Here is a 14,569-nt window from a genome sequence, read left to right as displayed (position 1 = left end):
GACAAGTCTCTGATTCCTCGGCACTCTCGGCATCGTCGCCGGAGCGCTGCGGCCCAATGGTCTGATTTTCCATACTATACCAGAAACTTCATTCTACTTGTGTTTCCGGTCTTAGCCCCGATTTCCGTCTGACGATAGCCGCAGGCCACCCGCCAATCCTCGGGCCTTTCGACGGAGACATCCATGCCGGCGCCGACCATTGGCGGATTCCGGCCCGCGCTATCCTCACCCCTCGCCCCGGAGCAATTCATGTCACGCCTGATCGCCGCCAGCCTGCTGGCGCTCGCCCTCTCGGCCTGCCACACCACCGATCTCGGCCGCTCGGTCGGCTGGCCGACGCCGCAGCAGACCGGCCGATAGCGCCGGAAGGCCAGCCGGCTGCTGCGTCGCTTACCCGCCGAACTTGTTGTTCTTCGGGAAGCCCTTGGGCGGCAGCCGGCCGGATTCGGCGCGATGGCCGAGCCAGTCGATCAGCTCGGCCTGCGGCACCGTCCAGGTCCGCGCCGAAGTGTCGAGCCAGGTCAGCCCGTCGGCCAGGGTGAAGACCTTCGCGTCGGAAAGCCCGCCATCCTTGTAGCGCTGCAGCTTGACGCCCTTGCCGCGGCTCATCTCCGCGACTTCCGAGATCGGGAAGCAGAGCAGCTTGCGGTTCTGGCCGATGATCGCGACATGGTCACCCTCGGCCGGCACGGCGAGCATGGCCTCGACCGGCGCGTCGACGTTCAACACCTGCTTGCCCTTGCGGGTGTTGGCGACGATGTCGTCGCTCGAGACCACGAAGCCGCGCCCCTCGGTCGTCGCCATCAGCAGCTTCAGCCCTGGCCGATAGGGGAAGGCGGCGACGATCTCGGCGCTTTCCTCCAGCTCGATCATCAGGCGGATCGGATCGCCGAAGCCGCGCCCGCCGGGCAGCTTCGAGGCCTCCAGCGTGAAGACCTTGCCATTCGTCGCCATCACCAGGATCTTCGCCGTCGTCTCGGTGAAGAAGGCCGTGCGCAAGCCGTCATCGCCCTTGAAGGAGAGGCTCGACAGGTCCTGGACATGGCCCTTCAGCGCCCGGATCCAGCCCTTCTTCGAGATCACCACCGTCACCGGCTCGCGCTCGACCATGGCCTGGGTCAGGTCGACCTCGGTGGTCTCGGGCATGTCGGCGAAGCTGGTGCGGCGCTTGCCGATCTCCGTCTCCGGCCCGAACAGCTTCTTCACCTCGCGGATGTCCCAGGAGATGGTCTTCCACTGCGTCGCCTCGGAGGCTAGCAGCCCCTCGATCTGGCCCTTCTCGGCAGTGAGCTCGTCGAGCTCGGTCTTGAGCTGCATCTCCTCGAGCTTGCGCAGCGCGCGCAGCCTGGTGTCGAGGATGGCGTTGGCCTGGATCTCGGTGAGCTCGAAGAAGCGCATCAGCTCGATCTTCGGCTCGTCCTCCTCGCGGATGATTTTGATCACCCGGTCGAGATCGAGATAGACGATTAGCAGGCCGCGCAGGATCTCGAGCCGCTTCTCGATCTGGCCGAGGCGGAAGCGCGAGCGGCGCAGCAGCACGTCGCGGCGATGGTCGAGCCAGGCGCGCAGAGCCTCGTTGAGGCCGAGCACGCGCGGCACCAGCCCGCCGGTCAGCACGTTCATGTTCATCGGAATGCGCGCTTCCAGCTCGGAGAGCCGGAAGAGCGATTCCATCATCAGGGCGGCGTCGACATTGCGGGCGCGCGGCTCGATGACGATGCGGATATCCTCGGCCGACTCGTCGCGGAGGTCGGCAACCAGCGGCAGCTTCCGCTCGTTCAGGAGCTCGGCGATCTTCTCGATCAGGCGCCCCTTCGAGACCATGTAGGGAATCTCGGTGACAACGACCTGCCAGGCGCCGCGTTCGAGATCCTCCTTGACCCAGCGGGCGCGGGTGCGGAAGGCGCCGCGGCCGGTGGTATAGGTCTCGATCATCGAGGCCCGGCTCTCGACGATGATGCCGCCCGTCGGGAAATCCGGCCCCGGCACGAAGGTCATCAGCTGCTCGGAGGTCGTCTCCGGATGCTGGATCAGGTAGAGCGCGGCGTCGCAGAGCTCGGCGGCGTTGTGCGGCGGGATCGAGGTCGCCATGCCGACCGCGATGCCCTGCGAGCCATTGGCCAGGAGGTTCGGGAAGGCGGCCGGCAGGACGACCGGCTCCTCATCCTCGCCATTATAGGTCTCGCGGAAATCGACCGCGTCCTCCTCGATGCCGTCGAGCAGGAGGCGCGCGACCTCGGTCATGCGCGCTTCGGTATAGCGGTAGGCGGCGGCGTTATCGCCGTCGATATTGCCGAAATTGCCCTGTCCGTCGACGAGCGGGTAGCGCTGGGCGAAATCCTGGGCGAGGCGCACCAGCGCGTCGTAGACCGACTGGTCGCCATGCGGGTGGAACTTACCGATGACGTCGCCGACGATGCGGGCGCATTTCTTATGGACCTGGCCGGGGTCGAGTCGGAGCAGGCGCATGGCGTGCAGGATGCGGCGGTGGACGGGCTTCAGCCCGTCGCGCGCATCCGGCAAGGCGCGGTGCATGATGGTGGAGAGCGCATAGGCGAGATAGCGCTCCTCGAGCGCGGTCTTCAGATCGACGCGCTCGGATTCCTCCTCCGGCGGCGGCTCGACAGGCTTACCCATGGTGCACTCAACCTCGACTTTACGGCCGCGTCCGGCCGCGAATCACTTCCCATGAAGATGCAGGCCCGCGCTGGCAACTGCAAAGTTTACCGATGAACAAGCTGCGAAAATCAGTGGATTTTTGTCGCCAGCTCCAGCAGCCGGGCCCGCTCGGGCGGTTCGGCGAGTCCGCGCGGCTCATAGAGGTATCGTCGCAGGAAATGGCCGGTCAGCGCAAAGCCTGCCGCGATCTCGGCCGGGAGGGGCTGGTTCGCGCCCTGCCCCTCGCTGAGGAAGCGCGGCAGGGCCAGCAGGCGGTCGAGATAAGGCTCCGCAGCCTTGCGACTCACCGCCTTGCCGGATTTCGGCGAGACATGGCTCAGCTCCTCGCGTGCGCCGGTCACCGCACAGCGGTTGAGCTCGAGCCCGAAGCCGAGCTCTCCCAGCATGGCAAGCTCGAAACGAACGATCAGCGCCGGTGCAAGACCGATCTCGTCGAGGTGCTCGATGAGAACGCCGAGCCCTTCATGCAAGGCGGGGTGCGGGTCTCGTTCCGGCAGGAGCCGCAGCAGCGCGGCGATGCTGGCGAGCCCGTAGAGCGCCACCGGCTTCGCCATCAAGCGGGCTGCGTGGGAGGTCAGGAGCTCGACCTTGTATTCGCCGAGATGCTCGTCGAGCCGCGCCCGCCAGCTCAGCGAAACCGCGTTCCCCGGCTGCAGCACGGGCTGCTGCCGGCTCGAGCGACCGCCGCGGACGAGACCGAGATGGCGGCCGTGATAGCGCGTCATCACCTCCAGGATCACGGCGCTCTCGCCGTGCCTGCGGATGCCGATGATCGTGCCCTCGTCGCTCCATTCCATGACGCGCAGTTAGGGTGTCGCTATCGTGCAGGTCAAATGACGCGCGTCATCCCGGGCGAAGCGCAGCGAAGACCCGGGATCCATTCCTGAACCGCTCCGGCATGGATCCCGGATCGGCGCGGCTTCGCCGCTTGTCCGGGACGACTTACGGGAAAAGTGTCACGCCACGTATTGCGCGATGCCGCCGCCGAACGACCAGTCCTCGCGCTTGACCTCGACCAGGTTGATGAAGATGTCGTCCGGCTTCAGCCCCGGCTCGCGCTGCAGATTTGCGGCGATCGCGGCATAGAGCGCCTTCTTCTGGGTGACGCCGCGGGTATTGGCGACGGCGACCTGGATGATGACCAGCCGGTCCGAACGCTGAAAGCCGAAGTAATTGGCGTCGAAGACGAATTCTTCCGCCTCATGCTGATGGACGACGGCGAACAGGTCGTTTTCGGGAACCTCAAAGGTGGCGCGCAGGGCGCGATAGACACCGTCGACGATGGCGGCGGGATGCGAGGCCGGATGGCCGCGGCGCATCGAGATGCGGATCAGAGGCATAGGGGGGCTCCATAGCTGGGTCGACGTGACCGTCGATACCGCCAAGCTAAGCTTGCCCATTAAATCTGAAAACCGTATCATTTATGATATCAGCGATACGGATTTTATATCTATGATGGGATCGCTAGACCTCGATGCAGTCGCCGCCTTCCTGCGGACGGCAGAGCTCAACAGCTTCACCCGGGCTGCCGAGGCGCTCGGCACCGCGCAATCCCTTGTCAGCACAAGGATCAAGCGGCTTGAGCAGAACCTCGGCCAGACCTTGCTGCAGCGGCATCCGCGCCTCGTCCGACTGACGTCCGAGGGTGAGCGCTTCCTGCCGGCGGCACGCGACTTGATGGCTGCACATGAGCGGGCGCTCGCCGCCTTCGCCCAGCCGGCGGAGAGGATCGCGATCGGCATCAGCGAGCAGGCGGTGGGTCCCGACGCTCCTGCCCTGCTCGCGAGACTGGCACGACACGATCCCGGCCTCGTCATCGGGCTGCGGATCGAGGCATCCGCGGCGCTCGACGATGCCTATGAGCGCGGCGAGCTCGATGTCGCGATCGTCAGACGCCTCGGGCCGGGTCGGAGCGGCGAAGTGCTGCGCCGCGATGTCTTCGGCTGGTTCGCGATGCCATCCCTGTCGCGGCCGGACGGGCCGCTGCCGCTGGTCAATCTCGCAGCGGAATGCCGACTGCGGCTGCATGCCGTCGCGACGCTTGAACGCGCCGGCATCGCCTGGCGCGAGGCCTTCATCGGCGGCGGCATGGCGGCAGTCCTGGCGGCGGTCGGCGGCGGGCTCGGCGTCGCGCCGCTCGCCGTGCGCATCGCGCCGCGCGGGGCGGTCGATATCGGACCGGATCGGGGCCTGCCGGCGCTTGGCGCCTCCGACGTCGTGCTGCGCAGCCAGGTCTCGACACCGCGCGCCAACGCCTTCGTCAGGGAGCTCGCCGCGGCGTTCCGGGCGGGGTGAGCACGGCCGTATCTCGAACCGTCATGCTCGCCCTTATGGCGAGCATCCACGTCTTGAACATCGCGCTGCCCAAGGGAAGACGTCGATGGTCGGGACAAGTCCGACCATGACGGAAGCGCCTAAGCCACCACCCGCTCGACCCGGCTGATCACGCGCTTTTCGCGCAATTCGCTGATGATCGCGCTGAGGTGCTTCAGGTCCCAGACCGTCAGGTCGATGGTGACGTCGGTGAAGTCCGGCGTCGGACGCACCATCTGCACCGCATCGATATTGCCGTCATGTTCGGCGATCGTCGTGGTGATCTGGGCGAGCGAGCCGGGCTCGTTGATCGAGTTCAGCATGATCCGGGCGGGGAAGCGCTGCGGGCGGCTGTCGTCGAGATCCCAGCGCACGTCGAGCCAGCGTTCCGGCTCGTTGTCGAAGGCGGCGAGCGAGGGCGACTGGATCGGATAGATCGTCACCGCCTCGCCGGGCGTCAGGATGCCGACGATGCGGTCGCCCGGCACGGCGCCGCCGCCCGGCGCGAAGCGCACCGGCAGGTCGCCGCCGAGGCCGCGGATCGGGATCGCATCGGCGCCAGGGGTCTCCTCCGGCAGCTTGAACTTGAGGTTCTCGCCGCCCTGACGCAATTCGAACCAGCCCTTGCCCACGGGCGAAGCCTTGGACTTGGCGTCGAGCGCCTGCCGCTTCTCGGGCTCCAGATCGGGATAGACCGCCCTCACCACATCGCCGGAGAACATCTCGCCACGCCCCACGGCGGCAAAGACGTCATCGACGGCGGTGCGTGCCAGGCGCTTCAGCGCCGCCTTGAGCTTCTCGTCGGAGAAGGGCCGCTCGGCGCGCTGGAAGGCACGCTCGAGGATCTGGCGGCCGAGCCCGGCATATTGCCGGCGCACGGCGGCGCGGGTGGCACGGCGGATCGCGGCGCGGGCCTTGCCGGTCACCGCAAGGGATTCCCAAGCCGCGGGCGGCGCCTGCCCCTCGGCGCGGGTGATCTCGACCTCGTCGCCGTTCTGCAGTTCGGTCAGCAGCGGCGCGATCCGGCCGTTGATCCTGGCGCCGACGGCAGTGTTGCCGACATCGGTGTGGACGGCATAGGCGAAGTCGATCGGGGTCGCGCCACGCGGCAGCGCGATCAGCCGGCCCTTGGGCGTGAAGCAGAAGACCTGATCATGGAAGAGCTCGAGCTTGGTGTGCTCGAGGAACTCTTCGGGGTTGTCGCCCTCGGCCAGCAGGTCGACGGTGCGGCGCAGCCATTGATAGGCGCGGCTCTCATCCGCCTCGCCGATCGCCCCGGCGGTGCGTCCGTCCTTGTAACGGGCATGGGCGGCGATGCCGTATTCGGCGACGCGGTCCATCTTGTCGGTGCGGATTTGCAGCTCGACGCGCTGGCGGCCTGGCCCGACGACGGTGGTGTGAAGCGAGCGGTAATCGTTCTGTTTTGGCGTCGAGATGTAGTCCTTGTAGCGCCCGGGAACCATCGGCCAGGTCATGTGGACGATGCCGAGCACGCGGTAGCAATCCTCCGGCTTGTCGACGATGACGCGGAAGCCGAAAATGTCGGAAAGCTGCTCGAACGAGACGGATTTGCGCTCCATCTTCTTCCAGATCGAGTAAGGCCGCTTGCGCCGGCCATAGACCTGGGCCTCGATGCCGCGCTCGGCGAGCTTGCCCTTGAGATCGTTCTCGATCTCGCTGATGACGCGCCCCTCGCGCTGGGTCACCTCCTCCAGCCGCTTGGTGATGGTCTCGTGCGCTTCCGGCTTGATGTGGCGGAAGGCGAGCTCCTCGAGTTCCTCGCGCAGCTCCTGCATGCCCATGCGGCCGGCGAGCGGCGCATAGATTTCGACCGTCTCCTCGGCGATGCGCAGGCGCTTCTCGGGCGCCATGTAGTGCAGGGTCCGCATGTTGTGCAGCCGATCGGCGAGCTTGACCAGCAAGACGCGGATATCGTCGACGATGGCGAGCAGCAGCTTGCGGAAGTTCTCGCCCTGCGCCGCCTTCTTGGAGACGAGGTCGAGCTTCTTGATCTTGGTCAGGCCATCGACGAGGCGTCGGATATCGGGCCCGAAAAGGTTCTCGATCTCCTCCAGCGTCGCCTCGGTGTCCTCGACGGTGTCGTGCAGGACCGCCGCGACGATGGTGGCGTCATCGAGCTTGAGATCGGTGAGCAGCGCCGCGACTTCGAGCGGATGCGCGAAGAACGGATCGCCCGAGGCGCGCTTCTGCGTGCCATGCGCGCGCATGGCGTAGACATAGGCGCGGTTGAGCAGGTCCTCGTCCGTGTTCGGATTGTAGCGCTTGACCCTGTCGACAAGCTCGTATTGCCGCATCATGCCCATGCGGGCCCTGCTCCGCCGATCATCTTCCCTGGATCCGTTCAATATCGGCAAGGGCGCGCCTGCCGGCAAGGCGCCTGCTTGCGCAGCGGGCATGAAAAAGCCCGGCAGCGCCGGGCTTTAGCGATCATCGTCAACGATTTTCCACATGACGCCCCGGCAGCGGGCCGGAGCGGTGCGCTCAGTCCTCGTCGTCGGCGCTCTCGGTCGGCGGCACGAGGCCGTCGAGGCCGCGCAGCAGGTCCTCTTCGCTCATCCGGTCGAACTGGACTTCCGAATCGGGGGTGGCGACATGCGACTGCGAGGTCAGCAGCGGCACCGGATCAGCCTCGGGCTCGTCGACCTCTACATGCTTCTGCAGCGAGTGGATGAGGTCTTCCTTGAGATCCTCGGGGGTCAGCTTCTCTTCGGCGATCTCGCGCAGGGCAACGACCGGGTTCTTGTCGTTGTCGCGCGGCACCAGGATCGAGGAGCCGGATGCGATCATGCGGGCGCGATGGCTTGCGAGCAGGACGAGCTCGAAGCGGTTCTCGACCTTGTCGATGCAATCCTCAACGGTAACGCGAGCCATCCCGCGGGCTCCTTCCAGATGTCGTCGATGCGATGGAAACGATGAAGGGCGCTCTTACAGCTTGCGCCGCGCAGATGCAAGATTTTCGCAGATCCCCACCGAGGCGGCCTACAGCCCACGCATGCGGGCGACGAGCTCCTCCAGGCCGGGCTCCGGCCGGCGTGCCGCGCCGGGCTCGTGACCGAGCATTGCCGGAAGCTCTTCCGGCCGCTGGTCGAGGAAGCGCATGCGCATCGTCGTCGCCACCGCCTCGCCGAAGGCGATGGCCTCGCGATTGCCGATCGAGGGCAGGAAGGCGATCGTGCTCGCCGAGGCGTCGGCGATCGCCGCGCGGATGATCTGCTGGTCGGCCTCGTTGGCGAGGCGCATGGCGAAAACGGTCGAGCACTGCGACAGGATCGTCGGGTCGAGCTCGCCCGGGCGCTGCGTGACGATGCCGAGATAGGCGCCGTATTTGCGGCCCTCCCTCGCGATGCGGGCAATGGCCTGACGGGTGGGAGCGAAGCCGAGCGCCTGATTCTGCGGAACGTAGCGATGCGCCTCCTCGCAGAGCAGCAGGATCTCGTATCCGCCCCGGCTCGACATTGCGAGGTCGAAGGCGAGCCGCGCCAGGCTCGAGGCCACCGCGTTCACCACTTCGGAAGGCAGGCCGGCAAGCTGGAAGACCGTGACCCGCCGGCCCTGATGCGGCACGCGGAAGATCTGGCCGATCACCGGCGCGATCGTCTCGATGCTGTTGGCATGGGCGAAGAGGAAGCCGTAACGCGGATCGGCGTGCAGCGTCTCCAGGCGCACGCGCAGCGACCGCAAAGTGGCGCGCGCGTAGCGTTGCTCGTGCAGGCCGATCAGCTCGTCGATCGCGGCGAAGAGATCGGCGATCCGATAGGGCACGGCCAAACCGGCCGCCCCACCCATTTCCGCCGGACGGCGCGCGCCAAGGTCGAGCGGCCGCTTCAGCACGCTGCTGCCGAGATCGCGCACCATGTCGTGGGCTGCGCCGCTCCGGTAACGGCTGCGCGCGACGGCGATCACCTCGCGCAGGATCTCGGCCTCGTCCTCGACCAATGGCCGGCCGCGGAAGACGATGTCGGCGAACTCGTCGAAACGGAAGGTCCAGAACGGCAGGTCGAGCGTCTGGGCGTCGATGCGGACCGAATTCTCAGGGAAAGCATGGGCGTATTCGTTGTGCGGATCGAGGATCAGCACCCGCAGATTGGGCTTGGCTTCCACCGCGTTGCGAAGGAGGAGCGCGACCGCGCTCGACTTGCCGACGCCGGTGGTGCCGAGCACGGCGAAATGGCGCGAGAGCAGGCGCTCTATGCTGACCGTCGCCGGGATCGCGCCATCCTGCGACAGCGTGCCGATCTCGGCGCCTTCGCACTCGCCGAGATCGTGGACGGCAGCGAGGTCGCGCGAGCGGATGCGGTGCGCCAAGGAGCCGAGCGGCGGATAGGTCGTGATGCCGCTCTGGAAACGGCAGCGACCATCCGGCAGGTCGACCACCTCGCCGAGCAGCTCGACGTCGATGCCGATCGCATTCGCTCCGCTCTCGTCCCAACCCGAGCTCATGACCCGCATCTGGTAGACGAGGCCGACGACCCGGCTTTCCCCCAGGTTGATCGAGATCAGTCGACCGACTGCCCAGATATTGTTGGGCCCCAACGCCGGCCCGGTGACGCTCGCGACGATGGTGGCACGCGCGCCGGAGCACGACACCACCCGGCCGAGCGAACGATCGGGCGGTTGACTGGCGTCGCGCCGATCCGGCGAAACGTCCGCTTCGAAGAGCTTTCGGTCCGAGATGGAGTACTGCATCGCTCCAGAATAGCGCGCAGGTCTTAACAACAGCTCGCTCGCGCAAGGGCCGACCCAGCGCGAATACTCACACGCACCGCAACCGATCAACAACGCTGAAGATGCCGATCAATTCCGTTGCCTTGAGCCGGCGCCGGCCAGGGCGTACAGGCTAGCGTGGAGCTGGGGACCGTGACGATGCCGAAGAACCGCCTGCGCCTTGGGATCAATGTCGACCACGTCGCCACCGTGCGCAATGCACGCGGCGGCGCCCTGCCCGATCCGGTCCGCGCCGCCCACCTCGCCATCGCCGCCGGCGCCGACGGCATCACCGCGCATCTGCGCGAGGACAGGCGCCACATTCGCGATGCCGACATGGAACGGCTGGCGAGAGAGCTTTCGAAGCCGCTCAACTTCGAGATGGCCGCGACGGAGGAGATGATCGGCCTCGCCGAGAAGCTGAAGCCGCACGCCGCCTGCCTGGTGCCGGAGAAGCGCGAGGAACGGACGACCGAAGGCGGACTCGACGTCGTCGGCCACGCCGCAGCTCTGGCGCCTGCGATCGCCCGTCTGAAAGCGGCCGGCTGCCGTGTCTCGCTGTTCATCGAGCCGGACGAGGCGCCGATCGCGATGGCGGCCGAGCTCGGCGCGCCGGTGGTCGAGCTCCACACCGGCACCTGGTGCCATGCCGTCGCCGACGGGCATACCGACAAGGCCGAAGCCGAATTCCAGCGCCTCGCCAAGGGCGCAGCCTTCGCCGCCTCGCTCGGGCTGGAAGTCCATGCCGGCCACGGCCTCGAATACGACACGGCGCGCAAGCTCGCCGCCGTTCCCGCCTTCGTCGAGTTCAATATCGGCCATTTCCTGGTCGGCGAGGCGATCTTCGTCGGCCTTGAGACGACCATCGCCCTGATGCGCCAGGCGATGGACGAGGGCCGCGCCGCCGGATAAAGCGGGCGTATGATCCTCGGCATCGGCTCCGACCTCTGCGACATCCGCCGCATCGAGAACTCGCTGCAGCGGTTCGGGACGCGCTTCACGCAGCGCGTCTTCACGGAAGGCGAGCAGGCGAAATCGGACCGAAGGGCGACCCGCGCGGCCTCCTATGCCCGCCGCTTCGCTGCCAAGGAAGCCTGCTCCAAGGCACTCGGGACCGGCATCAGCCACGGCGTGTTCTGGCGTGACATGGAGGTGGTCAACCTGCCGGGAGGCCGGCCGACCATGAAGCTGACCGGCGGCGCAGCGGCGCGGCTCGCCGAGATGACGCCGCCAGGGCACGAAGCGATCGTCCATGTCTCGCTGACGGACGATCCGCCGCTGGCGCAGGCCTTCGTGGTGATCGAGGCGCGCCCGATCCTCGCCTAACAAAAAAACCGGCCGCCCGCGGGGGCAGCCGGTCAATTCTTCGACAAGCCCGGCGCCGAAGCGTCGGGACCATGCCTTTTCAGGCCTCGTCGTTGATCCAGCGATAGAGCACGCCGCCGCAGATGCCGCCGAGGATCGGCGCCAGCCAGAACAGCCAGAGCTGCGAGATCGCCCAGCCGCCGACGAACAGCGCCGGGCCGGTCGAGCGCGCCGGATTCACCGAGGTGTTGGTGACGGGAATGCTGACGAGATGGATCAGCACCAGCGCCAGGCCGATGGCCAGAGGCGCGAAGCCGACCGGCGCCTGCTTGCTGGTCGCGCCGAAGATCACGAAGAGGAAGACGGCGGTCATGACGAATTCCATGACGAAGGCCGCGCCGAGCCCGTACTTGCCCGGCGAATGCTCGCCGTAGCCATTGGAGGCGAAACCCTTGGCGACGTCGAAGCCGGGAGCGCCGCTGGCGATGAAATAGAGCACCGCCGCCGCCGCGATGCCGCCGATGACCTGCGATACGATGTAGCCAGGGACCTGGCTCGCCGGGAAACGCCCACCAGCCGCCAGACCGATGGTCACGGCCGGGTTGAAGTGCCCGCCGGAGATATGGCCGACCGCATAGGCCATCGTCACGACGGTGAGACCGAAGGCGAGCGCGACGCCGAGCAGGCCGATGCCGACTTGCGGGAACCCGGCAGCGATGACCGCGCTGCCGCAGCCGGCAAAGGTCAGCCAGAAGGTGCCGATGACTTCGGCGGCGTATTTCTTTGCACTCATGTTGATTCCCCCAAAAGCGCCAGTCTCAGGCGAGACTGTTCTTGTGCCGCACTTTCGTCAACGCGCATCGCTGTACTTCGCCCGCGCACTGGGCAGGCCGGCCATGCGCCGTCCGGAGGTTCCGCCACGCACGAGGCCGTGACGCGATGCGCGTTGTCCCTTGCCCGACATTCGGCTAGACCGCGCATTCGAACAGGTAGCCAGCGGGAGCCCCTTGTGGCCAACGACGCCGAAATCAAGAGCAAGGCCAAGGACGAAGGCGGGTTCCTGGAGACCGTGAAGGTGGTCGTCCAGGCGCTGCTGATCGCGCTGGTGATCCGTACCTTGCTGTTCCAGCCCTTCAACATCCCTTCAGGCTCGCTGATCCCGACGCTGCTGATCGGCGATTACCTCTTCGTCTCGAAGTACACCTATGGCTATTCCAAGCACTCGGTGCCGTTCAGCCCGCCGCTGTTCAACGGCCGCGTCTGGGCCGCCGAGCCGAAGCGCGGCGACATCGCCGTGTTCAAGCTGCCGAGCGACAATTCGACCGACTACATCAAGCGCGTGATCGGCCTGCCGGGCGACCGGATCCAGATGATCGACGGCGTGCTGCACATCAACAACCAGGCAGTGAAGCGCGAGCGCATCGCCGATTTCACCACCACCGATCCCTGGGGCCGCACGGCGCCGGCGATCCAGTATCGCGAGACGCTGCCCAACGGCGTCAGCCACAACATCATCGAGCGCGAGGGCGACACCGGCACCTTCGACAACACCCCGGTGTTCACCGTGCCGGCCGGCCATTTCTTCATGATGGGCGACAATCGCGACAACTCGCTGGATTCGCGCGACCGCAGCGTTGGCTACGTGCCCTTCGAGAACTTCGTCGGCCGCGCCGAGATCATCTTCTTCTCGATCGACGAGGGCGCCTCTGCCTGGCGGATCTGGGAATGGCCCTGGACCGTGCGCTGGAACCGCATGTTCACGACGATCAAGTGACGAAAACCAGTGAAACCGGCCGCAAGCTGCCGGAGCTCTCGCGGCTCGAGGCAAAGCTCGGCCACCGCTTCGCCGAACGCTCCCTGCTGGAGACGGCGCTGACCCATATGAGCGCCGACCAGCGTCGGCTCGCGAGCTATCAGCGCCTGGAGTTCCTCGGCGACCGCGTACTCGGCCTCTCCATCGCCGACATGCTGTTCACCACCTTCCCGCAGGCGGTCGAGGGCGACATGTCGCGCCGCCTCGCCGATCTCGTGCGCAAGGAAACCTGCGCCGAGGTCGCCGCCGCCTGGGAGCTCGGCCCGCATCTGCGCCTCGGCGAAGGCGAGATCCTGGCCGGGGCGCGAAAGAACAAGGCGATCCTGGCCGATGCCTGCGAGGCCGTCATCGGCGCCGTCTTCATCGATGGTGGCTATGCCGCCGCCCGCAAGCTGGTCGAGGCCGGCTTCGGCCAGCGCCTGCTGAAGCCCGTCACGCCGCTGCGCGACGCCAAGACGGCACTGCAAGAATGGGCTCAGGGTCAGGGCCACCCGACCCCGACCTATGCGGAACTCGGCCGCTCTGGGCCTGACCACGCCCCGGTATTCCGGATCGTGGTACGGATCGGCACGCTCTCGGAAGCGGAAGCCGAGGGGCGCTCAAAGCGCCTCGCCGAGCAGGCGGCCGCCGAAACTCTCCTGCGCCGGCAGGGCCTGTGGAACGAAAATGCGGAGGGCGAGCATGGCTGAGCCTCAACTGCCGACCCGTTGCGGCTTCGTCGCGCTGATCGGCGCCCCCAATGCCGGCAAGTCGACGCTGCTCAATCAGCTCGTCGGCGCCAAGGTCTCGATCGTCTCGCGCAAGGTCCAGACGACGAGGACGCAGGTGCGCGGCATCGCGCTCTCCGGACCGACCCAGATCATCTTCGTCGACACGCCCGGCATCTTCGCACCGAAGCGCCGGCTCGACCGCGCCATGGTCACCAGCGCCTGGGGCGGTGCCGGCGATGCCGACCTGATCGGCGTGCTGATCGACGTCGAGCGCTTCGACCATGAGGAGAATACGCGCCTGCTGGAGAAGCTCGCCGAGCTGAAGCAGCCGAAATTCCTGATCCTCAACAAGATCGACACGATCCCGAAGGAGAAGCTGCTCGCCATCACCGCTAAGGTCAACGAGCTCGGATCGTTCGAGACGACCTTCATGATCGCCGCGCTGACCGGCTACGGCGTCAAGGACATCCTGACCTGGCTCGAGACGCGGCTGAAGCCCGGACCGTGGCTCTACCCGGAAGACCAGATCTCGGATGCGCCGCTGCGCTTCCTCGCCGCCGAGATCACGCGCGAGAAGATTTTCGAGCGCCTGCACGACGAATTGCCCTACCGCTCGACCGTCGAAACGGAGAGCTGGCAGCAGCGTCCGGACGGTTCGGTCCGGATCGAGCAGACGATCTATGTCGAGCGCGAAAGCCAGCGCAAGATCGTGCTCGGCGAAGGCGGGCAGACCATCAAGGCGATCGGCCAGAAGGCCCGCATCGAAATCTCCGAGGCGGCCGAGGCGAAGGTCCACCTCTTCCTGTTCGTCAAGGTTCGCGAGAACTGGAGCGACGATCCGGAGCGCTATCGCGAAATGGGACTGGAATTCCCGAAGGGCTGAGCCGGCCCGCCCCTGCCCTCACCGCGCCAGAAAACAGCGCGCAACGCCTCAGTGCGTACGACCGATGCCGGAATTTCGACCGGCATTCGACATTGTTACAACGCCTTTGTTTCAGATTCTTTATAATCGAGTGAATTTCAG

At 66.6% G+C, this 14,569-nt stretch carries 13 protein-coding genes; 6 read left to right on the top strand and 7 right to left on the bottom strand.

The features are described from left to right. Nucleotides 1–390: 390 nt before the first annotated feature. The 3 genes from parC to AC1REK_RS18150 all read right to left on the bottom strand — a co-directional run bounded on the left by parC (nt 391) and on the right by AC1REK_RS18150 (nt 4,019). Nucleotides 391–2,637 (bottom strand): DNA topoisomerase IV subunit A, encoded by a 2,247-nt coding sequence (gene parC / locus AC1REK_RS18160; protein ID WP_327523930.1) that lies wholly within the window; start codon nt 2,635–2,637, stop codon nt 391–393. Nucleotides 2,638–2,747: 110 nt separating this feature from the next. After that, complete coding sequence (gene recO / locus AC1REK_RS18155) at nt 2,748–3,476, bottom strand: DNA repair protein RecO (RefSeq protein WP_492268968.1); 729 nt, start codon at nt 3,474–3,476, stop codon at nt 2,748–2,750. A gap of 159 nt (nt 3,477–3,635) precedes the next feature. After that, on the bottom strand, nt 3,636–4,019 hold the full coding sequence (locus AC1REK_RS18150; protein WP_492268969.1) for a tautomerase family protein: 384 nt from the start codon (nt 4,017–4,019) through the stop codon (nt 3,636–3,638). 112 nt (nt 4,020–4,131) lie between these two features. Between AC1REK_RS18150 and AC1REK_RS18145 the strand changes: the two genes are divergently transcribed. Continuing rightward, entirely contained in the window at nt 4,132–4,974 is an 843-nt protein-coding gene (locus AC1REK_RS18145) for a LysR family transcriptional regulator (RefSeq protein ID WP_492268970.1), read from the top strand. Nucleotides 4,975–5,093: 119 nt separating this feature from the next. Here AC1REK_RS18145 and AC1REK_RS18140 read toward each other — a convergent pair whose 3' ends face one another. The 3 genes from AC1REK_RS18140 to AC1REK_RS18130 form a co-directional block, all read right to left on the bottom strand. Next, nucleotides 5,094–7,310: a RelA/SpoT family protein gene (locus AC1REK_RS18140; RefSeq protein WP_492269126.1), complete on the bottom strand. Its 2,217-nt coding sequence runs from the start codon at nt 7,308–7,310 to the stop codon at nt 5,094–5,096. A gap of 184 nt (nt 7,311–7,494) precedes the next feature. Further along, entirely contained in the window at nt 7,495–7,884 is a 390-nt protein-coding gene (gene rpoZ, locus AC1REK_RS18135; protein ID WP_291640156.1) for a DNA-directed RNA polymerase subunit omega, read from the bottom strand. A 108-nt stretch (nt 7,885–7,992) separates the two neighbouring features. After that, nucleotides 7,993–9,699, bottom strand: a complete 1,707-nt coding sequence (locus AC1REK_RS18130; protein WP_492268971.1) for an ATP-binding protein — start codon at nt 9,697–9,699, stop codon at nt 7,993–7,995. Between the two features lie 177 nt (nt 9,700–9,876). On the opposite strand from AC1REK_RS18130, the gene AC1REK_RS18125 reads away from it, so the two are divergent. Further along, nucleotides 9,877–10,629 (top strand): pyridoxine 5'-phosphate synthase, encoded by a 753-nt coding sequence (locus AC1REK_RS18125; protein WP_492269127.1) that lies wholly within the window; start codon nt 9,877–9,879, stop codon nt 10,627–10,629. Between the two features lie 9 nt (nt 10,630–10,638). Then, the gene (gene acpS, locus AC1REK_RS18120; protein ID WP_327523935.1) at nt 10,639–11,043 is read left to right on the top strand and encodes a holo-ACP synthase; all 405 of its coding nucleotides are present in this window, start codon (nt 10,639–10,641) and stop codon (nt 11,041–11,043) included. A 79-nt stretch (nt 11,044–11,122) separates the two neighbouring features. Here acpS and aqpZ read toward each other — a convergent pair whose 3' ends face one another. Further along, nucleotides 11,123–11,815 carry an aquaporin Z gene (aqpZ, locus tag AC1REK_RS18115; RefSeq protein ID WP_316017971.1) on the bottom strand — a complete coding sequence of 231 codons (693 nt, stop codon included), beginning with the start codon at nt 11,813–11,815 and terminating at the stop codon, nt 11,123–11,125. A gap of 216 nt (nt 11,816–12,031) precedes the next feature. Between aqpZ and lepB the strand changes: the two genes are divergently transcribed. From lepB to era, 3 genes are read left to right on the top strand one after another with little or no spacing between them, the layout of a single operon-like run. Further along, nucleotides 12,032–12,796, top strand: a complete 765-nt coding sequence (lepB, locus tag AC1REK_RS18110) for a signal peptidase I (protein WP_327523936.1) — start codon at nt 12,032–12,034, stop codon at nt 12,794–12,796. Continuing rightward, nucleotides 12,793–13,524: a ribonuclease III gene (gene rnc / locus AC1REK_RS18105; protein ID WP_316017973.1), complete on the top strand. Its 732-nt coding sequence runs from the start codon at nt 12,793–12,795 to the stop codon at nt 13,522–13,524. The genes lepB and rnc overlap by 4 nt, the downstream gene beginning before the upstream one ends. Next, a complete protein-coding gene (gene era / locus AC1REK_RS18100; protein ID WP_492268972.1) occupies nt 13,517–14,428 on the top strand; it encodes a GTPase Era in 912 nt (303 codons plus the stop codon). The genes rnc and era overlap by 8 nt, the downstream gene beginning before the upstream one ends. The last annotated feature ends 141 nt before the right edge of the window (nt 14,429–14,569 follow it).

The sequence above is a fragment of the Allobosea sp. GW823-FHT02B03 genome, from assembly GCF_058797755.1.
This window is presented reverse-complemented; position numbering and strand designations above follow the sequence as displayed.

Excerpts from the sequence above, each read along its gene's own strand:
- parC (WP_327523930.1), bottom strand. The coding sequence starts at position 2,637 with ATGGGTAAGCCTGTCGAGCCGCCGCCGGAGGAGGAATCCGAGCGCGTC.
- recO (WP_492268968.1), bottom strand. The coding sequence starts at position 3,476 with ATGGAATGGAGCGACGAGGGCACGATCATCGGCATCCGCAGGCACGGC.
- AC1REK_RS18150 (WP_492268969.1), bottom strand. The coding sequence starts at position 4,019 with ATGCCTCTGATCCGCATCTCGATGCGCCGCGGCCATCCGGCCTCGCAT.
- AC1REK_RS18145 (WP_492268970.1), top strand. The coding sequence starts at position 4,132 with ATGATGGGATCGCTAGACCTCGATGCAGTCGCCGCCTTCCTGCGGACG.
- AC1REK_RS18140 (WP_492269126.1), bottom strand. The coding sequence starts at position 7,310 with ATGATGCGGCAATACGAGCTTGTCGACAGGGTCAAGCGCTACAATCCG.
- rpoZ (WP_291640156.1), bottom strand. The coding sequence starts at position 7,884 with ATGGCTCGCGTTACCGTTGAGGATTGCATCGACAAGGTCGAGAACCGC.
- AC1REK_RS18130 (WP_492268971.1), bottom strand. The coding sequence starts at position 9,699 with ATGCAGTACTCCATCTCGGACCGAAAGCTCTTCGAAGCGGACGTTTCG.
- AC1REK_RS18125 (WP_492269127.1), top strand. The coding sequence starts at position 9,877 with ATGCCGAAGAACCGCCTGCGCCTTGGGATCAATGTCGACCACGTCGCC.
- acpS (WP_327523935.1), top strand. The coding sequence starts at position 10,639 with ATGATCCTCGGCATCGGCTCCGACCTCTGCGACATCCGCCGCATCGAG.
- aqpZ (WP_316017971.1), bottom strand. The coding sequence starts at position 11,815 with ATGAGTGCAAAGAAATACGCCGCCGAAGTCATCGGCACCTTCTGGCTG.
- era (WP_492268972.1), top strand. The coding sequence starts at position 13,517 with ATGGCTGAGCCTCAACTGCCGACCCGTTGCGGCTTCGTCGCGCTGATC.